Annotated in this window: 24 protein-coding genes and 1 CRISPR repeat array; of the genes, 11 read left to right on the top strand and 13 right to left on the bottom strand. The window is 31.4% G+C overall.

Annotated elements, in window-relative coordinates; translation table 11 throughout:
• The 11 genes from TMEL_RS03830 (at position 1) to TMEL_RS03785 (ending at position 14886) form a co-directional block, all read left to right on the top strand.
• Entirely contained in the window at positions 1-549 is a 549-nt protein-coding gene (locus TMEL_RS03830) for a nitroreductase family protein (protein WP_012056953.1), read from the top strand.
• A 124-nt stretch (positions 550-673) separates the two neighbouring features.
• Positions 674-2209 (top strand): hypothetical protein, encoded by a 1536-nt coding sequence (locus TMEL_RS03825; RefSeq protein WP_012056952.1) that lies wholly within the window; start codon positions 674-676, stop codon positions 2207-2209.
• Positions 2210-2332: 123 nt separating this feature from the next.
• Positions 2333-3253 (top strand): inorganic phosphate transporter, encoded by a 921-nt coding sequence (locus tag TMEL_RS03820; protein ID WP_012056951.1) that lies wholly within the window; start codon positions 2333-2335, stop codon positions 3251-3253.
• A 228-nt stretch (positions 3254-3481) separates the two neighbouring features.
• Positions 3482-4738, top strand: coding sequence for a TrpB-like pyridoxal phosphate-dependent enzyme (locus tag TMEL_RS03815; RefSeq protein WP_012056950.1), 1257 nt, complete (start codon positions 3482-3484; stop codon positions 4736-4738).
• A 39-nt stretch (positions 4739-4777) separates the two neighbouring features.
• Complete coding sequence (locus tag TMEL_RS10500) at positions 4778-5044, top strand: hypothetical protein (protein ID WP_041425964.1); 267 nt, start codon at positions 4778-4780, stop codon at positions 5042-5044.
• Complete coding sequence (locus TMEL_RS10495) at positions 5026-5628, top strand: alpha/beta hydrolase (protein ID WP_012056948.1); 603 nt, start codon at positions 5026-5028, stop codon at positions 5626-5628. The genes TMEL_RS10500 and TMEL_RS10495 overlap by 19 nt, the downstream gene beginning before the upstream one ends.
• Positions 5629-5675: 47 nt before the next feature.
• On the top strand, positions 5676-5828 hold the full coding sequence (locus TMEL_RS10490) for a hypothetical protein (protein WP_012056947.1): 153 nt from the start codon (positions 5676-5678) through the stop codon (positions 5826-5828).
• Positions 5829-5840: 12 nt separating this feature from the next.
• Positions 5841-7562 (top strand): DUF2207 domain-containing protein, encoded by a 1722-nt coding sequence (locus tag TMEL_RS03800; protein WP_012056946.1) that lies wholly within the window; start codon positions 5841-5843, stop codon positions 7560-7562.
• Positions 7563-7585: 23 nt separating this feature from the next.
• The gene (locus TMEL_RS03795; protein ID WP_012056945.1) at positions 7586-8137 is read left to right on the top strand and encodes a LemA family protein; all 552 of its coding nucleotides are present in this window, start codon (positions 7586-7588) and stop codon (positions 8135-8137) included.
• 502 nt (positions 8138-8639) lie between these two features.
• Positions 8640-12246: direct repeats of the CRISPR family, unit length 30 nt; unit sequence GTTTAGAATCTACCTATGAGGAATAGAAAT.
• 407 nt (positions 12247-12653) lie between these two features.
• Entirely contained in the window at positions 12654-14195 is a 1542-nt protein-coding gene (gene guaA / locus TMEL_RS03790) for a glutamine-hydrolyzing GMP synthase (protein WP_012056943.1), read from the top strand.
• A gap of 28 nt (positions 14196-14223) precedes the next feature.
• Positions 14224-14886 carry an RNase H family protein gene (locus tag TMEL_RS03785; RefSeq protein ID WP_012056942.1) on the top strand — a complete coding sequence of 221 codons (663 nt, stop codon included), beginning with the start codon at positions 14224-14226 and terminating at the stop codon, positions 14884-14886.
• Between the two features lie 17 nt (positions 14887-14903).
• On the opposite strand, the gene TMEL_RS03780 is transcribed toward TMEL_RS03785, so the two are convergent.
• Genes TMEL_RS03780 through cobJ form a run of 13 tightly spaced genes read right to left on the bottom strand, consistent with a single transcriptional unit; the run spans position 14904 to position 25252 of the window.
• Positions 14904-15536, bottom strand: a complete 633-nt coding sequence (locus TMEL_RS03780) for a Dph6-related ATP pyrophosphatase (protein WP_012056941.1) — start codon at positions 15534-15536, stop codon at positions 14904-14906.
• Complete coding sequence (locus tag TMEL_RS03775) at positions 15533-16246, bottom strand: energy-coupling factor ABC transporter ATP-binding protein (protein ID WP_012056940.1); 714 nt, start codon at positions 16244-16246, stop codon at positions 15533-15535. Before TMEL_RS03775 ends, TMEL_RS03780 begins: the two co-directional genes overlap by 4 nt.
• A complete protein-coding gene (locus TMEL_RS03770; RefSeq protein WP_012056939.1) occupies positions 16243-16923 on the bottom strand; it encodes a CbiQ family ECF transporter T component in 681 nt (226 codons plus the stop codon). The genes TMEL_RS03775 and TMEL_RS03770 overlap by 4 nt, the downstream gene beginning before the upstream one ends.
• A complete protein-coding gene (locus tag TMEL_RS03765) occupies positions 16913-17194 on the bottom strand; it encodes an energy-coupling factor ABC transporter substrate-binding protein (RefSeq protein WP_012056938.1) in 282 nt (93 codons plus the stop codon). The genes TMEL_RS03770 and TMEL_RS03765 overlap by 11 nt, the downstream gene beginning before the upstream one ends.
• Positions 17194-17901 (bottom strand): energy-coupling factor ABC transporter permease, encoded by a 708-nt coding sequence (locus TMEL_RS03760; RefSeq protein WP_012056937.1) that lies wholly within the window; start codon positions 17899-17901, stop codon positions 17194-17196. Before TMEL_RS03760 ends, TMEL_RS03765 begins: the two co-directional genes overlap by 1 nt.
• Positions 17898-19169 (bottom strand): glutamate-1-semialdehyde 2,1-aminomutase, encoded by a 1272-nt coding sequence (gene hemL / locus TMEL_RS03755; protein WP_012056936.1) that lies wholly within the window; start codon positions 19167-19169, stop codon positions 17898-17900. The genes TMEL_RS03760 and hemL overlap by 4 nt, the downstream gene beginning before the upstream one ends.
• On the bottom strand, positions 19162-19608 hold the full coding sequence (locus tag TMEL_RS03750; protein WP_012056935.1) for a precorrin-2 dehydrogenase/sirohydrochlorin ferrochelatase family protein: 447 nt from the start codon (positions 19606-19608) through the stop codon (positions 19162-19164). The genes hemL and TMEL_RS03750 overlap by 8 nt, the downstream gene beginning before the upstream one ends.
• Positions 19590-20537, bottom strand: a complete 948-nt coding sequence (gene hemB, locus TMEL_RS03745; protein WP_012056934.1) for a porphobilinogen synthase — start codon at positions 20535-20537, stop codon at positions 19590-19592. The genes TMEL_RS03750 and hemB overlap by 19 nt, the downstream gene beginning before the upstream one ends.
• Entirely contained in the window at positions 20509-21903 is a 1395-nt protein-coding gene (cobA, locus tag TMEL_RS03740) for a uroporphyrinogen-III C-methyltransferase (RefSeq protein ID WP_012056933.1), read from the bottom strand. Before cobA ends, hemB begins: the two co-directional genes overlap by 29 nt.
• A complete protein-coding gene (gene hemC / locus TMEL_RS03735) occupies positions 21894-22733 on the bottom strand; it encodes a hydroxymethylbilane synthase (protein WP_012056932.1) in 840 nt (279 codons plus the stop codon). Before hemC ends, cobA begins: the two co-directional genes overlap by 10 nt.
• Positions 22730-23836: a glutamyl-tRNA reductase gene (hemA, locus tag TMEL_RS03730; RefSeq protein WP_012056931.1), complete on the bottom strand. Its 1107-nt coding sequence runs from the start codon at positions 23834-23836 to the stop codon at positions 22730-22732. Before hemA ends, hemC begins: the two co-directional genes overlap by 4 nt.
• The gene (gene cobK / locus TMEL_RS03725; protein WP_012056930.1) at positions 23808-24548 is read right to left on the bottom strand and encodes a precorrin-6A reductase; all 741 of its coding nucleotides are present in this window, start codon (positions 24546-24548) and stop codon (positions 23808-23810) included. The genes hemA and cobK overlap by 29 nt, the downstream gene beginning before the upstream one ends.
• Positions 24545-25252: a precorrin-3B C(17)-methyltransferase gene (cobJ, locus tag TMEL_RS03720; RefSeq protein WP_012056929.1), complete on the bottom strand. Its 708-nt coding sequence runs from the start codon at positions 25250-25252 to the stop codon at positions 24545-24547. Before cobJ ends, cobK begins: the two co-directional genes overlap by 4 nt.
• Between the last annotated feature and the right edge of the window lies 1 nt (position 25253).

Raw genomic sequence — 25253 nt, 5'->3', positions numbered from 1 at the left:
ATGTTATTAGAACTTGCTAAAAAAAGAAAAACAGTAAGGATTTTTTCAGACAAAAAGCCAGATATTGAGGATATAAAATATGCTATAAATGTTGCAAAGGAAGCACCATCTGGTATGAATGCACAGCCTTGGCATTTTAAAATAGTAGATGCTCAAAAAGAAAAAGAAAAAATCAGAGAAATTGTAGAGAAAGAGGAGAGAAAGTTTTATGAATCTTCAAAAGGGAAATTAAAAGAATTTTTGAAAAATGCTAATATCACTTGGAAAAAGGAATTTTTAACTCAAGCTCCTTATCTTTTATTTGTTTATTCCGATAAAAGTGCACCTTTTTCCAAAGAATCCACGTGGCTAGCAATAGGTTATTTGTTATTAGCTCTTGAAGAAATAGGTCTTTCTACTGTAACGTATACCCCTCCAAATCTAAATGATTTTTCTTTTGGAAATTATAAACTAGAGGTTATTCTTCCAATTGGATATGGTAATGATCCAAAGGAAAAATATCACCGAAAAAATATAGATGAAATTATTTCTTTTAATGATATTTTTTGAATTTTACGATTTTGTTTCTTGATTGCTTATTTTTTTTGTGAAATTTACGAATAAATAATTAAAATAATAATAAAATTATTTATTTTTATGATTTTATTTTGTATAATAAGATAGGGGTGAAAATATGAAAAAATTTTTGTGGATATTAGTAGTTGTATTAATTTTTTTAACATTTTTCGGTTGTGTTGGAAATTTCTTTAATGATATTTCGTTGGAAAGCAAAGTGGAAGATCTAGATAGTGTTACTGAGGATAACCCGGCTTATGTTGCAGCTGTTGTTGTAGATGATGAAACACAATCATTGATTGAAGATGTTATGATGGTATTTTCTGGCAGTATGTCTACATATAGTTCTTTCAGTTTAAATTCAAAAAGTGACTCATATGAAACATATGATAAAGATGAATTTGAAATTATTGAAGCTATTTTGGATGTGTTAGAAAAACACAAAGGGGCTATTGATAAGATTAGAAAGGTAATGACCATTACTGAAAAAGTAAGACAAAGGGATGATAGGTATAATTTTAAAATTGTGTTTGAAGGTGAAGCAAGAGATAAGATTTTGAGTGTTTTTCCTCATGCTGCTGTAACTTCAACCGATGAAGTTGCATTGGATTACAGAGATTTAATGCTAATAAGGGTAAGTGCAAAAACACTTATTAATGCATATGATAAAAGGAAAAATATAAGAAGTATGGTAAGAGATGCAAGAAAAGTAAAAAACTCTATGGAAAATATTGATATTCCATTTATTTCAGATGATGCAAGTTCTTTAATTGTTGATTTTATCTCTAAAAATCCATCGCCATTATTAGAAACTTATTGGCAAAATTTAAAAATACTTGCGGATTCACTGGCTGGATTAAAACCTGATGTTAATATTTTAGATATGAAAGATATATTTATCGAAGATGCCTTTGTAACACCAGGATTTTCTAAGGAAATAGATTTTGCAAGTGTTACTTTGGATAGCTTAATTGAGATATATGAGTTTGAAAAGCTAAAAGCAGATGAAAAAGGTTGGACAAGTTGGTATAGTCTGTATGAACTTTATCAACTTAAAAGCTTAGCTACTAGAAGTGAAAATATATTTGTAGCAAAAGAACTATTGGATGAAAAAATTTTGGAAGAACTTCCAGAAAGTATGACGTTGAAATTAAATTCATTTGAAGTGGGTAGTGAAACAAAAATTTACGATGTATTAAAAGTTATCAATGAGTCTTTACCGGATAAAACGTTGACTATTGATTTTTCATATGAAGAAAAAATAGATGGAATTACCTCATCATCATCAGAAACGGTGTTTGTCACTGGAAAGTTTACGGTTGATTTTTCTAAACTATCTGCTGAAACCATTGATTGGAAAGAAAATAACATAGGAATTCAAAAAATATTCTTCCAAAGTTTCATAGAAAACCAAATTTGGAATTTGGATTCAACAAATGCAAAAGAGAAGATTAAAAATATAATTTATGATTTTTTCGAATCTCAAACTTTAATAACACGAAGTGATAATAAACTTAATTTGAAATTGGAGCTTGAGCCTGTAAAGTATGAATTTTCTATCTCTTTTGAAACACTTTCAATAGATGAGTTTATAGATGTGTTAATAGATCTATTAGCCGGGGAGTTATCTAATTTGTTATTTTCGGCTCCTTAGTTGATATCTAATAACTTAGAAAGCTTAGAAAAGTACCACCTATTTGGGTGGTACTTTTTTCTTGAAAAAATGTTATATAATGATAAAATATGAAACAAAAAGCTTGTTAAGGAGTGATATACTTTGTATATTTTACCTGCTATACTTTTTGGAGTATTTCTTGGTTCAAATGATTCGGCAAATATTTTTGGACCATCTGTGGAGATGGGGATTTTAAGGTATAGGTTAATTACAGTTGTATCTGCTATATCCATATTTTTTGGAGCTATTTTTGGGGGAAAAAGTGGAATAGAAACAATAAGTAGTTTTTCGAATATGAATATTTATTTTGCCGTTCTTTCAACTATTTCTGCTGTGCTTACTATGGTAATACTCTCAAAACTTGGGATTCCTTCTTCATCATCACAAGCCATTGTTGGAGGGATTTTAGGTGCAGGAATTTTAAATAACTATGTTAATATTGGTATATTATTTAAATTGTTAGTTGCCTGGGTTCTAACACCAATTGGTGGAATGTTCTTTGGGTTTTTGATGTATAAAGTATTGTCTGTACCTTTTAACAAGATAAGGTCTATACAATTACGTGAAAAGCTAATTGTTTTATTTACATTAGTAATTGGAGCATATGCTTCGTTTTCTTTAGGTGCAAATAACGTTGCAAATGTAACGGGTGTTTTTGCAAAGAAGATGGGAATAGATACAGCTGTGTTTATTGGTGGTTTGAGTATATCGGTGGGAGCTCTTTTTAGTAACAAGAGGGTGATGTATACAATTAGTAAAAGAATAATAGAACTTGATTACTTTTCTTCTGCAATTTCAGTTTTAGGTCAGGCGATAACGGTTTGGCTGTATTCACTTGTTGGTATTCCCGTTTCAGTTTCTCAGGCTATAGTTGGTGCTGTAATTGGTGCTGGATTTGCGAAAGGTTCAAAACTTGTAAATAAACGGATAATAGTCAAGATAGCATTAACATGGATAGTTACCCCTACTTTTTCTGCTTTTTTTACAATCCTTTTGTATTACATTACAAATTTTTTTGATTAATATTTAATTGACTTATACGAAAAATATGTTAGAATTATCAAAATAAAGAAGGTGAGATTTATGGTGGATAAATTATTTGTGTGTTTTAATAAAACAGAAAAAAAGGTTTGGTGGTGGAAAATGGGCAATTGTCCACCACCTTTGTCGTGCTGAAATTCTTTTATGTGGACAATTGCCGGGCTGAAAAAGCCCGGCTTTTTTATTTTAAAAAGAAAAGGGGGAGAGAGTATGAGGGTTATTTATCTAAGCACTGAGGAGATGCCAAGGCATTGGTATAACGTTCTTTCAGATTTGCCTTTTGAATTAGATCCACCACTTGATCCTGAGACGACAAATCCCATTTCTCCGGAAAAGCTTTTAAAGATTTTTCCAGAGCCTTTGCTTGAACAGGAGATGACTAAAAAAAGATTTATAGAAATTCCAGATGAAGTACTAAAGGAGTATTTAAGATTTAGACCAACTCCACTAATTAGGGCAAAATTTTTGGAAGAGTATCTAGATACTCCTGCAAAGATTTTTTACAAATACGAAGGTGTAAGTCCAACAGGGAGTCATAAAACAAATACGGCAATAGCGCAGGTGTATTACAATAGGATTTCTGGAACAAAGGTGTTGTACACTGAAACAGGTGCGGGACAATGGGGAAGTGCTTTATCTTACGCAGGGTTAAAATTCAATATTCCTGTAAAAGTGTTTATGGTAAGAGTAAGCTTTGAGCAAAAACCAATGAGAAAACAACTTATGAATCTTTTTGGTGGAGATGTGGTACCATCGCCTAGTAAATTTACAGAGTTTGGTAAGAGTTTTGATGAAAATCATCCGGGAAGTTTGGGTATAGCCATTAGTGAGGCTATGGAAAAAGTGTTAAACGAGGAAGGTGCAAAATATTCTTTGGGAAGTGTTTTAAATCATGTGTTGTTGCATCAAACGGTAATAGGGCTTGAAATAAAAAAACAACTTGAAAAAGTTAATTTAGAACCTGATGTAATAATAGCGTGTCATGGTGGAGGTTCAAATTTTGGCGGAACAGTTTTTCCTTTTGTTCCAGATAAACTTTCTGGAAAAAATGTGGATTTTGTTGCATGTGAGCCGGAAAGTTGTCCTACTTTGACAAAAGGAGTATATAGATATGATTTTGGTGATAGTTCTGGTTTAACTCCTTTGTTGAAGATGTATACCTTGGGAAAAGATTTTATTCCACCAAAGATTCATGCAGGTGGCTTAAGATATCATGGTGCTTCACCAATAATTTCGCGTCTTGTAAAAGAAGAAATAATTCGTGCAGAAAGTTTTTCGCAAGATGAAACATTTAATGCAGCAAGGATATTTGCAAAGGTTGAAGGAATTGTTCCAGCTCCTGAATCGGCTCATGCTATAGCAGGCGCAATAAGGGAAGCAAAAAGGGCAAAGGAGGAAAAAAGAGAAAAGGTTATTGTTTTTACACTATCAGGGCATGGATTATTTGATTTAAGTGCATATAGTTAATGGTATAATTTAATGGTATAATTATTAAAGGTGGTGGAAATGAAAAAAATTATTTTTGGGTTGCTTTTGATTAGTTTTATATGTTACTCACATACAATTACATTTATAGCTTTTGGTAATATACCAAAAGGCTGCTCCCTGTACCTTACAGGGAGCTTTAATAGTTGGAAACCAGATGATGAAAGGTATAAATTTACGTGCAAGGATGGGGTATATGTTCTAAAGACAGATTTAAGTGGAGTTGTAAAGTACAAAATTACTAGGGGAGTACCGAGACTAGTGAAGATGTGGAATATAGATTGGTAAGGGTATCAAAAGATGGAATGATTGTGAAGATAAAGATAAAGGGTTGGTTAGATATGAAAGGAAAGTTGATAAAAATAAAGGATTTTTATTCTCCGCAGTTAAAAAACACAAGAAATATATTAATATACCTTCCACCTGGATACGATGAAGATAAAAGATATCCTGTTTTGTACATGCATGATGGACAGAATTTGTTTGATAAAAATACTTCTTTTTCAAAAATAGAGTGGAAAGTTGATGAGACATTAAATGAATTGATAACCACAGGAAAAATAAAATCTATAATTGTTGTAGGTATTTATAACAACAGTGATAGATTATCTGAGTATTCTCCTTGGTATAATGAAAGGTATAAAGCAGGGGAGAAGGGGGAAAAATACATAGAGTTTATAATTAACACCTTAAAACCACACATAGATGATAAATTTTCAACTAATAAAGAAGAAAATTACATAGGTGGTTTTTCTATGGGCGGATTAATCTTACTGTATGCACTTAAATACCCGTTTTTTAAAGGTGCGATAGTAATGAGTCCTTCACTTTTTTTGGAAATTCAAAAATATTTGAAGAAGTTAAAAATGTAAAAGAAAAAAAGGTATTTCTTTATGTCGGATTTAAAGAATCGAAAAATATGGATTTTGTTAGAAATGTGGAAAAGTTGGAAAGGATATTAAAACAAAAAGGTGCTATGGTAGGTTATGAATACGATCTTGAAGGATTACACAATGAATATTACTGGGCGAAATGGTTTTTTTATGCCATCGTCTTTTTATTTGGAAAATAGGAGGGGATATCATTGAAGAAAGCAATAGTTGGCATGTTTTTGTTTTCTTTGGTGTATTTTGTGTTTTTTGTCTTTGTAACTGGATATTTTGATGACTTTTTTAAGGTATATAAAATTTCCAGTGCAAATGTAGAACAGGTGATGGATAGTAATGGAATATTACATGTTCATGAGATAATAACCTTTGACATGAAAAAGCCATTTAGAGGTGTATATAGGGAAGTACCTGCATCTAGGGCGGTGGAAATAGAAAACGTTAAGTTATGGATAGAGAATGTGGAAGGAGAATGGGTTGAGTTAGAAAAAGATAATAAATCATTTAAGGCACGGGTTTGGGTATCAAAAACACCTATTTCTCCTGAAAAGGTAGATAAATTAATACTTCACGTTACGTATGATGCAAAATATGCAATTGAAAAAGGAAAGGATATTTCACAAGTTTTTAGACAATTTTGGGGTAATGAATGGGATTCAACTGTGGGAAAACTTACGGCAAAATTCATTTTTCCAAAAGAGGCTAATATAGTGAAGGTATATGTTCATCCAAAGGTTGATGTTGAAAAAATAGGAAATTCGTATACTGTATCTATTAACAATCATCCAAAGCGATCGTTTGCAGAAGCAAGGTTTTTAATCGATAATTTTTCTCCTAAATATTTATATAGAAATCCCACTTTGACTTTAAATGAAGTAGAGGAAATAGAGAAAAAATATAGCTTAAGACACACTCTATCTTTAATTTTACCACCAATTTCCATAATTTTAGTTATTTTGTTACTAGTTTTAACTTTCTATTATTTTGGAAGGGAAAAGGATATACAGTATCATGGTATATATGAACGAAAGATACCCTATAAAGATACGCCGGATATTGTAAATGCAATAGTTGTAAATCAGTTAAAGAAGATAGATAAGGATGGTATAAGCGCGGTAATTATGGATTTATATAAAAAAGGATATTTAGAGTTAGACAAAGAAGGAAAGTACATTAAAGTGTTGGAAAAAGAAGGTGATTTGCCATTAACTGAGAGGTATTTTTATGAATTTCTGAAAAAATACTCAACAAATAGTTTGTTTTCATTTTCAGAATTAAAAAAGACACTTTCCAAGGATAAAAGTCTTGCAAAGGAATTTTTAGGAGATTTTGGAGCATATAAATCTACGGTTTTGGATGAAGCAAAATCAAGAGGATATTTATCACTTATGGGAACTTACATATCGTATGTTTTGGCATCTTTTTCCATTGTGCTCGCTATAGCGTATTTTATTTTGTTTTCAAGTGTAACTTTTAAATATCAACTATTTTTCTCTGGAGTATTGTTCGTATTGGGAGGGGTAGTCTTTTTATTGGACAGAGATGTATTTGGCAGCTGGTCGAAAGAGGGAAGGGAGTATTATGTAAAATGGAACAAATTTAAGGAGTTTTTATTGGATTTTTCTGCACTATCAAAATACCCTCCTGATTCTATAATTTTATGGGAAGAGTATCTTGTGTATGCAACGGCGTTGGGAATAGCTGATGAGGTTGAAAAACATATGAAAAAATTAGTACCAAAAGAAATAAGTGATGATTCCATATATTATTACCCATACCGTAGATTTGGCTCGCAATTTTTTGCGGTATCATATGTTGCAACAAGTGCTGTATCTAGTTCCTCAAATGGTGGAGGATTTTCAGGAGGTGCTGGAGGCGTTGGTGGTGGATCTGGAGGAGGCGGAGGTGGAGCATTTTAAAAGATTGAAAAGGGGGTATTTTTATGATTGGGTATATAGTGTTAGCGATAGTTTTGCTTTTTGTGCTTTATCTCATAGGTACGTATAATAGTCTTGTAAGGTTAAAGAAATTGATTGAAAATGCTTGGAGTCAAATTGATGTACAGTTAAAAAGAAGGCACGATTTAATTCCAAATCTCGTAAATTCCGTAAAAGGTTATATGAAATATGAGCAAGAAACGTTGGAAAAGGTTATGAAAGCCAGGGCAGCTGCAATATCTAGTAAGGATATTAACAAAAGAATGGAAAGCGAAAACGAATTAACAGGACTTTTATCTAGATTGTTAGCCGTTGTGGAAAATTATCCTGAATTAAAGGCAAATGAAAATGTAAATCAACTTATGAATGAGCTCAGGAAAACAGAAGATAAGATTGCATATGCAAGGCAGTTTTATAACGATACGGTGATGAAATATAACACAAAGATATCTGTATTTCCATCAAATGTAGTTGCAAAGATGTTCAATTTTAAAGGAGAACCATTTTTCAAAATCAAAGAGACAGAAAAAGAAGTTCCAACAGTTTCATTTGAGTAATTCATAAAAGTTTGAAAACTATCTTACTCAAAATCGATAAATCAAGTAGCTCAAAAAAAACATGGCATTGGACTTATCCAACGCCATGTTTTGTTATAATAAATAATTAATTAAATAAAATCAAATCAATTTTTCGAAATAGTATAAATTAATATTGATGTAATTCAAAAAATAATTCAAATAAGTAAATTGTAGATATAAAAAATAATCATTTTATATTTACAAAAAAGAAAAAGTGAATAAAAACACAAATAAAACCGTTACGAAATTCACGGTAATTTTTCTGTAACAACATATCGCAAAGTATCTTTAATAAATGATTTGCAAAATGCTATTTGTAACGTTTGTGTTAAGCAAGAAAAATAACCCGAAAATTGAGTAGGTTTTCCGAAGCTAAAATGTGAATGAAGCCTCATGAATAAATAATTTTACAAATTAGAAACTTCCCGGAAATGCATTCGTAAAAAATAGGGTGTTATAATATTTATGGGGAAAGTGACGGGTTTAGAATCTACCTATGAGGAATAGAAATTAGTCTTGCTTCGAAAGGGCACGTCGCCGCAATAAAAAGTTTAGAATCTACCTATGAGGAATAGAAATATAATTTCAGCAAAGGGCTTTCTGTGATCAACCAAAATAAGTTTAGAATCTACCTATGAGGAATAGAAATTGTTCAGATTCTTGTGCTTCTTCTTTTAATGTTTTAAATAAGGTTTAGAATCTACCTATGAGGAATAGAAATTTTACCCCTACCCAAGCACCGCTTGAGGTAGGGGAATAAAACTCGTTTAGAATCTACCTATGAGGAATAGAAATGTTGTAGTATTCGTAAAAATACATTGCTAAATGCTATTATATGGTTTAGAATCTACCTATGAGGAATAGAAATTGCGAAGCATAAAATTTATAAAAATTTAAAATACGTTTAGAATCTACCTATGAGGAATAGAAATTGTGTTTCAGTAAATACCAAATATCTTGCATGTTTTGTTTGTTTAGAATCTACCTATGAGGAATAGAAATTGACAATATAAAACAAATCGTAACTGTCACCGAAATCCCCGTTTAGAATCTACCTATGAGGAATAGAAATTAAACTTTACTTCTAACAAAATCCTCATAATTAAAAAATAGTTTAGAATCTACCTATGAGGAATAGAAATAACATAATACCCCACCTCCTCATGTAAATCAATTATTTCTGTTTAGAATCTACCTATGAGGAATAGAAATATACAAGTCAACAACTGTTAATTTTTCTACAATATAATCCGTTTAGAATCTACCTATGAGGAATAGAAATTACACGACAGGCCATGGCACCTTCCCGCCGCTTCCTGGTTGTTTAGAATCTACCTATGAGGAATAGAAATGGGGGTTCGATTATAGCCCCTTTTTTGACAATATAAAACAGTTTAGAATCTACCTATGAGGAATAGAAATATAAACTTTACTTCTAACAAAATCCTCAAAACTAAAAAATATCAGTTTAGAATCTACCTATGAGGAATAGAAATCTGCAAGCTTTTCAAGTGCGACATTCAAAATTGTGTCTAATGGTTTAGAATCTACCTATGAGGAATAGAAATGGTCCCCTATTATTGCGAGGACTAGCAGTTTAATATGTTTAGAATCTACCTATGAGGAATAGAAATCAGGGTCACACCCCGAGTGACCCTGCAAATTTTCTTAATTCGTTTAGAATCTACCTATGAGGAATAGAAATAAGTCAATACTGCTCTGCCATGACCGCTATCATCGGTTTAGAATCTACCTATGAGGAATAGAAATAAGGATTTCAACAATTCTATATCAATCCTCTTGAAATACAGTTTAGAATCTACCTATGAGGAATAGAAATCCATTTGGAAGGTCAGATTGACCTTCCCGTTTTGCAAGGTTGTTTAGAATCTACCTATGAGGAATAGAAATACGTCTCGCCAATTTTATCGCCAGTTTCTGGATCAATGTTTAGAATCTACCTATGAGGAATAGAAATTCAATATCATGCAAGTCCACCATTACTTCTTCTGATAATTCTCGTTTAGAATCTACCTATGAGGAATAGAAATCACCCCCGCCAAAAATTTTTGTTTCAACCTCCATGCTTTCGTTTAGAATCTACCTATGAGGAATAGAAATGTATTTGTCCATATCCAGAACCCACACAATTATAAAATATATAGTTTAGAATCTACCTATGAGGAATAGAAATTAGTTACACCATTACCTGATAAATTGCCAATGTTAGGGGTTTTTAAGTTTAGAATCTACCTATGAGGAATAGAAATCCTCTAAAATACTTAGAAACAAATGCGCCTAAAATGTTCGTTTAGAATCTACCTATGAGGAATAGAAATAAGAAATTTCAATACAATCACCCAGTCTTTGCACTTGAAGTTTAGAATCTACCTATGAGGAATAGAAATTTAAATTGTCGCTCAAACGATACTCTTGAACCTCAAAAATACCGTTTAGAATCTACCTATGAGGAATAGAAATCAACCTCTTCGATGCTACGTTTTAATTCTTCTACATGATCCTGTTTAGAATCTACCTATGAGGAATAGAAATTTATTTATCTTACAAAACCAGGAACCCCAACAATTCGTTGTTTAGAATCTACCTATGAGGAATAGAAATGTTTGTTTCATCATCGTTCCATATTTCAATTGGTAATTGTTTTGTTTAGAATCTACCTATGAGGAATAGAAATGAAACGATTCCATTGTTAAGTAAAAAAAGAAGAGGACTTTGTTTAGAATCTACCTATGAGGAATAGAAATTTTGTTTTTGGTTGCCTGAATCATACCTGATAATTTTTTGTGTTTAGAATCTACCTATGAGGAATAGAAATGCGACATTGGTAAGTTATACACCAAGCGCGCTAAAAAAGTTTAGAATCTACCTATGAGGAATAGAAATAGATTTTAGTTGATGTACTCTCTTGACAATGCGTTCAAATAGGTTTAGAATCTACCTATGAGGAATAGAAATGCAGTTTTTTCAGCATCCCAGCCATTAGTCCAAAATTCGTCGTTTAGAATCTACCTATGAGGAATAGAAATATTAAATCTTCATAAAGTCCTATTCCATAATACTTTTGTTTAGAATCTACCTATGAGGAATAGAAATTTGAATTCTGTGATGGATAAAATTTATAAAAATTTAAAATACATTTTGTTTAGAATCTACCTATGAGGAATAGAAATCTATCAATCTTCCTGAAATATATATTTACATATTCACCAAGTTTAGAATCTACCTATGAGGAATAGAAATTAAACTTTACTCCCTTCAAAATCTTCAAAACTAAGAAGTTTAGAATCTACCTATGAGGAATAGAAATCTTTTATTTGATCTAAATCTGCGTTTAGCGGTAAGTATAGTTTAGAATCTACCTATGAGGAATAGAAATGTACAAGTTTGATTAGGTCTTCCTCATCCAATTTATTAATGTTTAGAATCTACCTATGAGGAATAGAAATCGACGAAAATGATTTCTCCCTCAGAGGGGGGGACTACGTTTAGAATCTACCTATGAGGAATAGAAATCTGTCCTGCACCCTATCATAAATATTCCAAATACATATTTCGTTTAGAATCTACCTATGAGGAATAGAAATTTATTTATCTTACAAAACCAGGAACCCCAACAATTCGTTGTTTAGAATCTACCTATGAGGAATAGAAATTTTGGCAGCCACTGTTGCCTCAGCCACCGTGGCGGCAAGTTTAGAATCTACCTATGAGGAATAGAAATTAAAAATACCCGCAGGCCATTCTTCATCAAAAATAATTGAGTTTAGAATCTACCTATGAGGAATAGAAATTAACTTTTTGCCACGTTTTGTTGGCAACGTTTATTGTTTCGTTTAGAATCTACCTATGAGGAATAGAAATGTAATATTTGGCTTTTTCAAGTTGATCCACGATTGCGTGTTTAGAATCTACCTATGAGGAATAGAAATTGAGGCCTTGTCTTGAACCATATGCTTGGATATGAGATGTTTAGAATCTACCTATGAGGAATGGAAATTACATTTCATATCCAGTATCGTCGCAATATTGCAATGTTAGTTTAGAATCTACCTATGAGGAATGGAAAATTTTCAATAGGGATTGAAATATATATTCAAAGAGTTACCTAACCACCCTTTTAAATTAAGGGTGGTTTTTATTTGATTACTTGACTTTTTAAGTAAGAAGAAAAAAGATAAAACAAGATGTGAAAATGTTAATTTTAAAAGGGAAAAATCATAGAGAAATACCTATTTTTGTAACAACAAAACAACGAAGTACATATATATCAAATATTTTTATTATTTTAGAAAGGTATAGGCGAAGAAGCTGTTTATCTTCAAGTTTAAAAAATAAAACTTAAAAACGGAAAAGACAACATTAAATTATGTGTAGGTTATGATATCTTAATAATTAACATTTTTTTATGGTGCTTTTAATTTAAAAAAATGTAAAGATGATATAATTTAGAAAACAAATATGGGGGGTGTCTTTTTTGAAAACAGTGGTTGTTTTAGATTATGGTTCGCAGTATACCCAGCTTATTGTAAGAAGGGTACGTGAAAAGGGGTATTATGCAGAACTTTTACCTTGGGATGCAAAAGAAGAAGAGGTAAAAAGATTAAATCCAACTGCTATTATCCTATCCGGGGGACCTTCCAGTGTGTATGAGAAAGATGCTCCATTTGTACCAGAATATGTTTTACATTTGAATATTCCAATTTTGGGAATTTGTTATGGACTTCAAGCACTTGTACATAAATTTGGTGGAAGAGTAGAAAAATCGCAAAAAAGAGAATTTGGTCATGCAATTTTGGAGGTAGAAGAAGACCCACTATTTGAGGGATTACCAAAAAAATTTGATGTTTGGATGAGCCATTCTGATAGAGTAGAGAAACTTCCTGAGGGGTTCTATGTAATAGGAAGAAGTGAAAATTCACCGTTTGCAGCAATAAGAAACAAAAATGAAACTATTTATGGTGTTCAGTTTCATCCAGAGGTAACACACACACAATTTGGTTCAAAAATATTGGAAAATTTTGTTTCCAAAATTGCAAAGATGGAAAAAAATTGGGAAATGAAGGATTTTGTTTCTGAAAAAATAAAAGAAATAAAGGGGATTGTAGGTAATGATAAGGTAATATTGGGGCTTTCTGGAGGAGTTGATTCTTCGGTAGTTGCTATGCTTTTACACAAGGCTATAGGAGATAATTTAGTCCCCGTGTTTGTTGATACAGGACTTTTAAGGTTAAACGAAGGAGAAGAGGTAAAAGAAAATTTTGAAAGATTGGGTATAAAGATTTTTGTTGTAGATGCAAAAAAGAGGTTTTTAGATGCTTTAAAAGACGTGGAAGATCCAGAAGAAAAGAGAAAAATAATAGGGCATACCTTTATTGATGTATTTTATGAAACCTCAATGCAACTTTTGGAAGAATTTGGTAATATAAAATACTTAGCGCAAGGGACCCTCTACCCGGATATTATTGAGAGTAAGGTAAGCGAAAGAAAATCTGCTGCAAAGATAAAAACACATCACAATGTGGGGGGACTACCTGAAAAATTGCCGTTTAAGATAATAGAGCCATTAAGGTATTTATTCAAAGATGAAGTGCGGAAGATAGGAGAAATATTGGAACTTCCTCAATCAATGATTAATAGACATCCATTTCCAGGGCCTGGACTTGCAGTAAGGATAATAGGGAAAGTTACAGAAGAAGCCATTAGTATATTACAAAAAGCTGACTATATATTTATCGAAGAACTGAAAAAGAACAATCTATATGATAAGGTCTGGCAAGCATTTGCGGTTTTTTTGCCGATAAAGTCAGTAGGAGTTATGGGAGATTACAGAACATATGAGAACGTGATAGCTTTAAGGGCGGTTAACAGTTTTGATGGTATGACCGCTGATTGGTCAAAGTTACCACATGAATTTTTAAATAAAGTTGCAAAAAGAATCATAAATGAAGTAAAAGGGGTTAATAGGGTTGTCTATGATATCACATCAAAACCACCTGCTACAATTGAGTGGGAATAAAATAAAAAACAGAGATTTTTATGGAAAAGTGAAACTTTGTGAAAGATTTTTAGGAAATGAAAAAATATTTGAAATTTTGCCTTATGAATTTGAAGTTGTTGGTGTGAAAAAGGCGAGGTTTCAAGAAATTTGTTGTTTAAAAAATAAAAATGGACATTTGAAATTACAGCTTTTTTACAACAAAACTGATAAAATCACCTCATTGGTTATTTTAAAAGCTGAAAACAAAGAGATTGTAGAAAAATTTGTGAATTATTTTAAATGTTTGGAAATTTATGTGGATGGGAGCTATTCACATGAATTTAAGAGAGCTTCTTTTGGTGTAGTGATTTTATCGAAAAATATTGAAAAATATTATATGGTAATTAACAAATTTTTGAAACACAGAAATGTAACAGGAGAAATTTTGGGAGTTATATATGCACTTAGTTATGCGTATGAAAATGGATATGGGTGTGTAAAATTATATTACGATTATGAAGGTATAGAAAAATGGGTGGTTGGGGAATGGAAAGCGAAAACGGAACTTACGAAGATGTATAAGGAAAAAGTTTTGGAATATGGAAAGTATATAAATATAAAATTCGAAAAGGTTAGGGCACACACAGGAGATAAATACAATGAGCAAGCTGATAAACTTGCGAAATATGCCATTAAAACCAACAGCTCGAACGTTGAATTTGAAATATAAACCCGCTTTTAGCGGGTTTATTTAATTTCAAGTACGAGATTTTTTGATTTTTCAACACATGTTCCTATCTCAAAATCTACTGGATTTTTGAATATAGGTCCATTATATACAAATGTGTGAAATTCTCCGTTTTCCCCACATGCATCTATTCCTATACTTTCGAACTCACTAATTAAGTCAAAAGAAAGATCTTTCCCCAGATATTTTTCTATGTTTAAGTCTTTTTTTACCGCTATGATTTTTGCTTTGAAACCCAATTTTAAGAATTCCTCTACTATTTCCCTTCTGTTTCTTCTCCAAAGAGGTTCAAACACACGCACATTCTTTTTATTACATACATTTTCTACCCAATCAAGATGTTCTTGAAGGTCTATATCACCAAAAATTCCCATTCCTCCCTTAGCATATTCTTCTAAAAAATCCAAAAAGTTTTTTTCGTATTCTCCCCAAGTACTACATTTTGTGATTAGTGGGATGCCTATGCTATTTGCCTGTTTTTCGAGAATACTTTTTGGAAGACCATGAGCACGTGAATGTATACCGTCTTCTGAAAGCATCGTAAAAAGATAATCTACTTTGAACTTTTTTAAACCATGGTAAAGAGCAAGTGTTGAATCCTTTCCCCCACTCCAAGAACAAAAAGTTTTCATAGTACACCTCCTGGTATTTTTAAATTAGTTTTTTCCAATATATCTTTTTTTGAGAATACAAAAGAAGGATTTCCTTCGAGTATTACTTTTTTGTTATCTATAATATACACATAATCTGCCCATTGATAAGCAAAATCACTGTTGTGTGTAGAAATAACAATTGTTTTTCCTTTTTTTAATAATTTATCCAGAATTTTTTGTATGCGTATAAATGATTTGTAGTCAAGATAAGAATCTGGTTCATCGAGCAATATATATTCTGGATTTAAAGCTACAATATCTGCAATAGAAACGAGTTTTTTTTGTCCGTAACTTAAAAATTGTGTAGGTTTATCTTTTAAACTTTCCATCTCAAATTCCTTTATTATTTCTTTTACCCGTTTTTCCACAAAAGATTTTTCATATCCAAGGTTGAAAAGCCCAAAGGATATATCTTGATAAACTTTTACGGGGAGAAGTTGTGTGTCTGGGTTTTGAAAGACAATTCCAACTTTTTTTCGTAATTCCTTGTTTTTTACTAGTGTATTATCTAAGTAAATCTTTCCTTTTTTAGGTTTTAAAAGCCCAGAACATATTAACAAAAGAGTTGTTTTGCCACAACCGTTGTTTCCTAAAATGGCAATTTTTTTATTTTTTGGAAAGCATAAAGTGACATTCTCAAGTACGTATTCTTTATCATATCCAAACGATATGTTCTTTAGTTCTATCATATAATTACCTCCAAATAAATTAAAAACATTTCTGCAATAAAAATCAAACTTATATCTTTTTTTGTATTAAAACGATTTAAGATTGAAATATTGTTTGAATAGAATCTACTAATTAGTCCTTTTTCACTTTCTTTTGAGAAGTATAAAGCTTTATTGAAGATGCCATATGTAAGGTATTTCAGGCTATTAATTGTGTTCTTGGGTGTTGAATATCCGTATCGTGAATTTTGTGAAAGTATTATTTCATTGGTAATATTTAGTAATATGTATATAGCTCTATAGATAAGAAAAAGCATGTCTTTAATTGTCCTATTTGGAATTAGTGATATAAGTTCAAAGACAGGAGTTGTTAATACCAAAAAAAGTATTGATGATACGCCTGCACAACTTCTTAAGAAAACAGAGGTCCCCCTTTCGGGGGTAATCTCTGAAAAGTCAAAAAATAGGGCTATACTAGTTAAAAATATAAAAAGAAAAACACCTAGAAAGATGTTAAATAATTTTTTTGGTGGAACTTTTGTGTATAAAAGTAAAGATATAACCGTGAAAACGGTTATTAAATTGATTATAGGACTAAACCAAAAAGTGAGAAAGAGTAATGATAAAGAAAAAAGTATTTTTGGAAAAGGATGATAGTTTGAAAAACTATTCGTATATGAAATTTTTTCAATTATCATTTTTTACCTTTCTTCCTTTCATATATCCAAAATAGTAACCTATAAATATTGCTCCCAAAGCTGCTTGTAAGGAAAATAATAAACTTTCTATTTCACCACTTGGTGGTTCCCAAATGGGTGAAAACCAAGGTGAATAATCTTTTGCAATAGTACCAATAAGTTCTTCAGCTTGTCCATCTGCACCAGAGAATTCTGCTCCTCCGTTTATTAATAGAGAAAATATAACTAAAATAATACAGATAGAAAGTAGGATTATGTGCTTTTTTGACATTATAATCCCTCCTCAAACAGTTCATTTTTGTTGTATTTGTAGATTAAGTCAATTACAACAACGGTTACAAGTCCTTCAATAATTGCTAGTGGTACCTGGGTTATCGCAAATATACTGAGAAATTTTGCTAAGGAGAAAATGAAACCATGCGTTTTATCTGGAAAGGCCACTGCAAGTTGGAAAGATGTAGTTACATATGTAAATAAATCACCTAAGAATGCAGCCAAAAACACTGCAATATTTCTATTTTTCTTGTAAAGTGATTTGTATATAAAATAACTAACAAGTGAGCCTACGATAGCCATTGAAAATGTGTTTGCTCCGAGTGTGGTTAATCCACCGTGGGCAAGTAACAAAGCTTGGAACAAAAGTACAATCGTTCCTATTACAGTCATTGTAAATGGTCCGAAAATTATAGCACCTAAGCCGATTCCTGTTGGATGTGAGCAGCTGCCCGTAACAGATGGAATTTTCATAGCAGACAATACAAAGGTAAATGCTCCGACAAAGGCAAGAAGCATTTTTAAATTTGGTTTTTCTTTTATAGTTTTTCTGATGGTAAAGAGTCCTATTACAAAAAACGGAAGAGATAAGATATACCAAATTAAAGCGTGGGTTGGTGGAAGAAACCCTTCCATAATATGCATACTAAAGCCAAAAGATGGTACTAAAAAAACTAATAATAAGAAGAACTTTAAGTACCTCATACTTTTCCCTCCTTTAAGTTTTTGGAAAATTTCATTGCGATATCTATAGTTTGTTGGATATCTTCATTTGTATGAGCATAAGAGATAAAGAGACTTTCAAAAGGAGAAGGGGGCAAAAGTATCCCGTATGATAGGAAATACTTAAATAATTTTTTGTACATATTAACGTCTGAAGATATAACTTTTTCGTACGTGTCAACGGAAGAACCGTTAAAGAAAAATGATATCATACTTCCTACCCTATTTACTTTTATATTGAAATCCTTTAGTGCGTACAATAATCCTTCTTCAAGTGTTTTAGCAAGCTCATCTAATTTTTTGTAAAAGTTTTTGTTATTCAAGATAAATTTTAAAGTGGATACTCCTGCTGCAAGGGTAAGTGGATTCCCAGATAAAGTTCCCGCTTGATACACAGGGCCTTGTGGAGAAATTAATTGCATAATTTCTTTTTTTCCACCAAATGCCCCGACGGGAAGTCCTCCTCCAATGACTTTTCCTAATGTAGTGAGATCTGGTATTACATTAAATAGACCTTGAGCGCCATTTTGTGATACCCTAAAACCTGTAATTACCTCGTCGAATATTAAAATACTATTATACTTTTTGGTAAGCTTACGGAGTGTTAACAAAAAATTTGGTTTTGGAGGAACAACCCCCATATTTCCAGCAATGGGCTCTACTATTACACATGCAATTTTATCTCCAAAATTTTCAAATATTTCATTTATGTTTTGTACATCATTATATTTTGCAACTATTGTTTTAGATACAAATTCTTTCGTTACACCTTCTGAATTTGGTGTACCAAATGTAAGTGCACCAGAGCCCGCTTTTACAAGTAAAGAATCTGAATGACCATGATAACAACCTTCAAACTTTACAATAAAATCTCTTTTTGTGTATGCCCGTGCAAGTCTGATTGCACTCATAACTGCTTCAGTTCCAGAATTGACCATTCTTACCATTTCAATTGAAGGAATGTTTTCCACAAGTATCTGTGCCATTTCCACTTCCAAAGGATGACATAGCCCGTAACTTGTTCCTTTTTGTGATTGTTCATTTATTGCATTAATAACTACCTCGTGTGAATGGCCTAATATAAGTGCTCCCCAAGATTGGATATAATCTATATATTCGTTGTTATTTATGTCTTTGATTTTACTACCTTTTGCGCTTTTTACGAATATGGGGTCAAGTTCAACAGATTTAAAGGCTCTTACAGGGCTATTTACACCGCCTGGCATAAATTCTTTTGCTTTTTCAAACATCTAATCCCTCCAAGAATTTTTTTATTTTTTCTTTTAATTGTTTTACTTTTTTTGGGTTTTCTCCGTTTGTGGAAATTGAAATAGTGTATCCTTTGTATTCGATTATTGCAGGCATAATAAATTCACAAAAAATTTTACTTGTTGCATTATTTGTAAGTATCTTCTTCTTTTTTGCTTCATGATGGATCTTTTCGTTTAGTTTTTTGTCGTTCGTTGTGATTATTACAACATCAAATCCTTCTAAATCACCTGGTGAATACTCTTTTTCTATATACATTACTCCTTTCGTGTTTTTAATTTCTTTTGATATATTTTTCGCTATAACTGTGACATCGGCTTTATTTACAAAGTATTTTAGTTTTCTTGCGGCAACTTTTCCCCCACCAATTACAAGACATTTTTTTCCCGTTAAGTTCAACATTATTGGTATGAAAGCCATTTTGCAACATCCTTTGCATGGTAAGTTATAATAATATCTGCACCTGCACGTTTCATGCTTGTTAGAGTTTCAAGCACTACCTCTTTTTCATCTATCCATCCTTTTTGTGCAGCTGCTTTTACCATGCTGTATTCTCCACTTACGTTGTATACTGCAACTGGAATGTTAAAAGTTCTTTTTGTGGCTTCAACTATGTCTAAGAATGAAAGTGCAGGTTTAATCATCACAATATCTGCTCCTTCTTCGATATCTAATGCTATTTCTCTCAATGCCTCATTTTTGTTTGCAATATCTAATTGATATGTCTTTCTATCACCAAATTTTGGAGCAGAATTTGCCGCATCTCTGAAAGGTCCGTAGAATGAAGAAGCAAATTTTGCGCTGTAAGACATGATAGGAATGTCTGAAAAATTATTTTTATCAAGTGTTTTTCTTATTTTTTTCACTCTACCATCCATCATATCGGATGGTGCTATCATATCTGCACCACTTTGCGCGTACGATAGCGATATTTCAGATAGTAATTCTACAGATTCGTCGTTTAATATTATTCCATCTTTTGTAATACCGCAGTGTCCATCTTCTGTGTAAGAGCAAAGACATACGTCTGTAATAAGGTAGGCGTCTTTTATTTCTGATTTAATTTCTTCCAACGCTTTATTTACAATATTTATACACTTTAAATCTTTTTTATTTGGTACACCAAAGAGTAAGAAGGCATTAATACCTAGATTTCTTAAAGTTTTAATCTCATCAATTGCCATGTCTATAGAAAGCCTGAATATTTCTGGCATTGATGGAATTTCTTCTTTGATTTTGTATCCGTCCTTTATAAACAAAGGGTATATTAAATCGTTAGTAGTTAAATGTGTTTCTCTAATAAGGGATCTAATAGTTTCGTTATTTCTCAATCTTCTTAGTCTTTTCATGTTTTCCCTCCCAAAGTATTATTTCTTTTGAAAGTTCCTCAAATGTTGCTTTTTTAGGTGTTATGTGTACTTTGTATCCGCGTTTTTCTATCTCGCTTTTTGTTGTGGCTCCTATAGCACAAATAATTTCAGAAGTTAAAGTGACCATGTTTCTGAAATAGTGGAATGAAGAAGGGCTGGTAAATACCACGTAATCTACTTTATCATTTATTATTTTTTGAAGTTTAGTTTTGTTTTTCAAAATTGGTATATTTTCGTATGCAGTTATTTTATATATGTGTGTAGGAACAGTTGAAATATTTGAGGTTAACGTTGCACAGGGAAGAGTTATTTTGTCGTATATATCCTTTGCTGTTTTTCCAACTAAAGTTGGATATATACCATAATTTTCCAATAATTTTGAGGTTTTTTCTCCCACTACTGCTATATCTGCTTTTATTTTGCGTACATCCATTTTTATCATCTTTAACGTTTCAAAAAAGAAAATTACTCCATTTTTGCTTGTGAAAACAATGCTTTTGTAATTATCTATTTTTTTCATGAAATCCTTTATATTTTCATACTTTGGTATTATCTTAAACGTAGGAATACAGTAAACAATAGCACCTTGTTCTTCTAATAAGTCAAATTCACTACTATATTCTCTGGTTATGAGTATCTTTTTTCCAAATAGTTTTTGATTTTCAAACCAATTTATGTTTTTATTTACAACACTGCCAATTATCAAGAGAGAAGGTGATGGAATGTTTTTTGGTAGATTTGAAATTGTGGTTCTTATTGTTTTTTGTGTGTTATACGTACCATTTGAAATAATTGCACATGGCGTGTCTTTGCCATATGTTTTCATTAATTGTTTTTTTAAATTATTAAGATTTTTCCCTGCCATTAGAAAAATAGATGTTCCACGGTTTTTTCTTAAGTCTATTTCTTTGTGCCCGGTATATATATGGACACTTGAAGAAACCTCCCTGTGAGTTATTGGGATACCTGCATAGGTTGGTACAGCTATTGCAGATGTAATTCCTGGAATTATTTTTACTTCTATGTTTTTGCTTTTTAAATATTCGAATTCTTCTGCTCCCCTACCAAAGAGTATGGGATCTCCTCCTTTTAGTCTTACGACTATTTCAACATTCTTTGCCTCTTCTTCTAATATTTTGTTTATCTCTTCTTGTGTTTTATAGTGTCTTCCTGCCTTTTTTCCAACGTATATAAGTTTTGCTCCTTTTTTCGCAAGAGAGAGTAGTTTTTTATTTATCAATCTATCGTAGACGATTGTGTCAGCATTTTTAATTATTTCTAGACCTTTTACAGTAACTAACTTTAAGTCACCTGGTCCAGCACCTACAAGGTAAACTATTCCCATATTATCTCTCCTAAAATCTTTTCAATTTCGGGTGATTCAAATGTAAATTTTTTTCTTTCGTTATTTTTGAACATATAGCATGTGACTTTTTTGCTAGCATCGCAGTAGAAACCAAAAGGTGTATTACAATCAAAGTTCAGTAGCGAAAGTATTTTTCTTTCAATTTGAGTTTCTACTTCTGTTTTGGGATCAACAATTACATCTTTTATTTCTTCAAAAGGTTTGAGAAATTTTTCTGAAAATTCAAGTGCCAAAATTCCTTGACATGGAGCGGGGACAATTTTTTCAAATTCAAAAAGATTTGTTATTTTATCTTTTAGTCCCAACCTGATTACTCCCGCTGCCGCAATTACAATACCGTCTAATTCTCCTATTTTTTTTATGCGTGTATCTACATTTCCACGGATAGGGACTATTTCTATATCAGGTCTTAACATGTTGATTTGTAATGCTCTTCTTTTGCTAGATGTACCAATTTTTGCCCCTTTTTTTAGATTGAAAAAGTTCTCTTTTCCAATGAATACATCATTTGGGCATTCTCTTTTTAGAACGGAAGTTAAAAACAGTTTATCAGGTATTTTGCTTGGAAGATCTTTCATACTGTGGATAGCGATATCTAACTTATCGTCTAGAATTAATTTTTCAATATCACTTACAAAAACACCTTTTCCGCCAATTTTATCTATGGGTGTTTTTAATCTATCTCCTTTTGTAACAACAGGGGTTATTTCAAAATCTATATTGGGTAGTAATTCTTTTAGTTTGTTTACAACTAACTGTGTTTGGATTAATGCAAGTTTACTTTTTCTTGTTCCTACCCTTATTTTCATATAACCTTCTCCTTTATATAGTTGATGTGGTAGCTTACAATTTTCTTAGTACAACTTTTGAGGCTTTTTTGTATTTGTTTTAATGAATTATCATCAAGCAGTATTTTTTTTGAAAGTTTTTCAATTTCTTCATACACAAGTTTTTCTGCAAGATTTTGAATGTATAAAATATCATCTTTTACTGTTTGCAATTTGTACCATGTTAGGAATTTTTTTATTCTAGTTTCTATTAAATTTTGGATTGTGCTTATTTTTTCCTGTCTTAGTTTGTTGTATTTTTTTGAAATTTCGTTGAGGTCCTCAAGTGTGTAGAGTGTGTGATATTCTTTAATACTTGGTTCTATATTTCTAGGCATGGAAAGATCAATGAAGATAATGTTTTTTTGTGAATTAACTTTTTTTTCTTCTACTACATAATGCGGAGCATTTGTAGCACTAATAACAACATCGGAGGAAGAGATGTGTTTGTACTTTTCCTCAAAATCTACTATGTTAACTTCGGAAAACATTTTTTTTATCTCATATGCTTTTTTTATGGTTCTGTTTGATATATAGATATCAGCTCCTCGTGAAACAAGATATTTAATTACCTTTTGTCCCATCATACCAGTACCAATTACAAATATTTTTTTTCCTTCTATATTTATTTGTTCCTCTATTAACTTTACCGCTATATAGCTTATCGATAGAGGATATTTATTTATCCCTGTTTTTGTTCTAGCCTCTTTACCAAGAGAGACAGCTTCATTAAAAAGTTTATTTAGGATTTTTCCATGACAGAAATTTTTATGGGTGTTTTTAACTTGTGAGAGTATTTGATGTTCACCAAGCACCATTGAGTCTAATCCACATGAAACCTTAAATAGGTGTCTAACAACATCTATACCGCTTTTTCGTATAATATACGGTTCAATTATTTCGTTAATTGTCAAAGGTTCTTTGTCACCAATATAGTATATTTCCCTTCTGTGGCAAGTTTTTAAGACAGCTACTTCCGTGGTTTTTACTTTGAGAGAACTAAAAAATTCTTGTTCATCAAAGTCGAATTTTTCTAAAATGTATATAGGTGTGTTTCTACCTAATCCCACTAGATTTAATTTCATTTTCTACCTCCTGGATAAGTTTATCCATAGAATATATTGTGTTTGGATAATTTATATTTGGTTTTTTAATAACTATAATTGGTATGTTTAACATTTTAACTGCTTTGATCTTTTCGTTTAGATTACTTTCCTTACTTACTACAACATCCACTTGTTTTTCTTTAAACAAAATGTAATTCAAATTTTTAGAAAAGGGACCTTGCATAGCAATGATGTTCTTTGGTGGTATATTTAGTTTTTCACAAATTTCGATAGATTCCAAAATGGGTAATATCCTTACAAAAACTATCTTTTTTTTTATTAATTCTTTGTATATATGTAAATTTTTACTTCCTATGGTGAAAAATATTCTTTTAAATTTTTCACAAATTTTTTGTGCTTCATTATGAGAATTTACATAAATAATTTTTTCGTATTTTTCAATATTTTCTTTTTCAGTGTATCTTAAGTATTTTATTCCCAATGCATCTGCAACGTTAATTGCTATTTTGCTAATTTCTTGAGCAAAATCATGTGTGGCATCGATAATGATTTTTACGTTATTATCTTTGACAAGATTTTCAAGTTTCCTATTGTTCAAAGCTCCATATATACTTTTAATATTTTCTACTACTCCATATTTTGTTTTTGATGAGATTATGACATTATATTCTTTTGATAAAATTTTTGCAATTTTATTTCCCATAGATGTTCCTGAAAGTACAAGAATCACTTGTACCACCTTGGGGTAATAAGTTTTTTATTTTTTTCGAAAGAATATTTGTTGCCAATGATTATAGTTGTATTCATATCTATAAAATCTAAGTTATTTAGTATATTTGAAAGGTTAATAATTTTGTAAGTGAAATTTTTTCTGTAGCAATTTTTAACAAGTGCTACTTTGGTTTTTGGTGGTTTTATAGAGATAATAGTTTCTAAAATCCTTTTTGTTTTCTTTTTTCTTACTTTGCTTGTTGGATTGTACAAGATCATTACCAAATCTGCTTTTGCCGCATATTCAATTCTTTTAGTTATATTTTCTAAGGAAATGTTATAATCTGATAAACTAATAACTGCAAAATCGTTTAAAGGAGCACCTATTAAGCTAGCACAAGAGCTTAATGCGGTTACACCGGGTATTATCTCTATTTCATCTGTTAAGTTGAGTAAAATGTTTGAAAGACTGTATATATTAGGATCTCCTCCACAAATTAATGCAACATTATACCCTTCTTTGCTTAACTTAATAGCATCTTTACATCGTTTTTCTTCTTCACCCATGGCATACTCAATAACATTTTGATTCTCAAGCAATGACCTTATTTGGTTTATATATGTAGAATATCCCAAGACAACATCTGCTTCTTTTATAGAGTTAATAGCCTTTAGTGTCATGTTATCAATATTTCCCGGACCAATTCCTACAAGTTTTATCATT

This window comes from Thermosipho melanesiensis BI429 (assembly GCF_000016905.1).
GTDB classification, from domain to species: domain Bacteria; phylum Thermotogota; class Thermotogae; order Thermotogales; family Fervidobacteriaceae; genus Thermosipho; species Thermosipho melanesiensis.
Note: the sequence above shows the minus strand (reverse complement) of the source record. Positions and strands in the feature narration are given on the sequence as shown.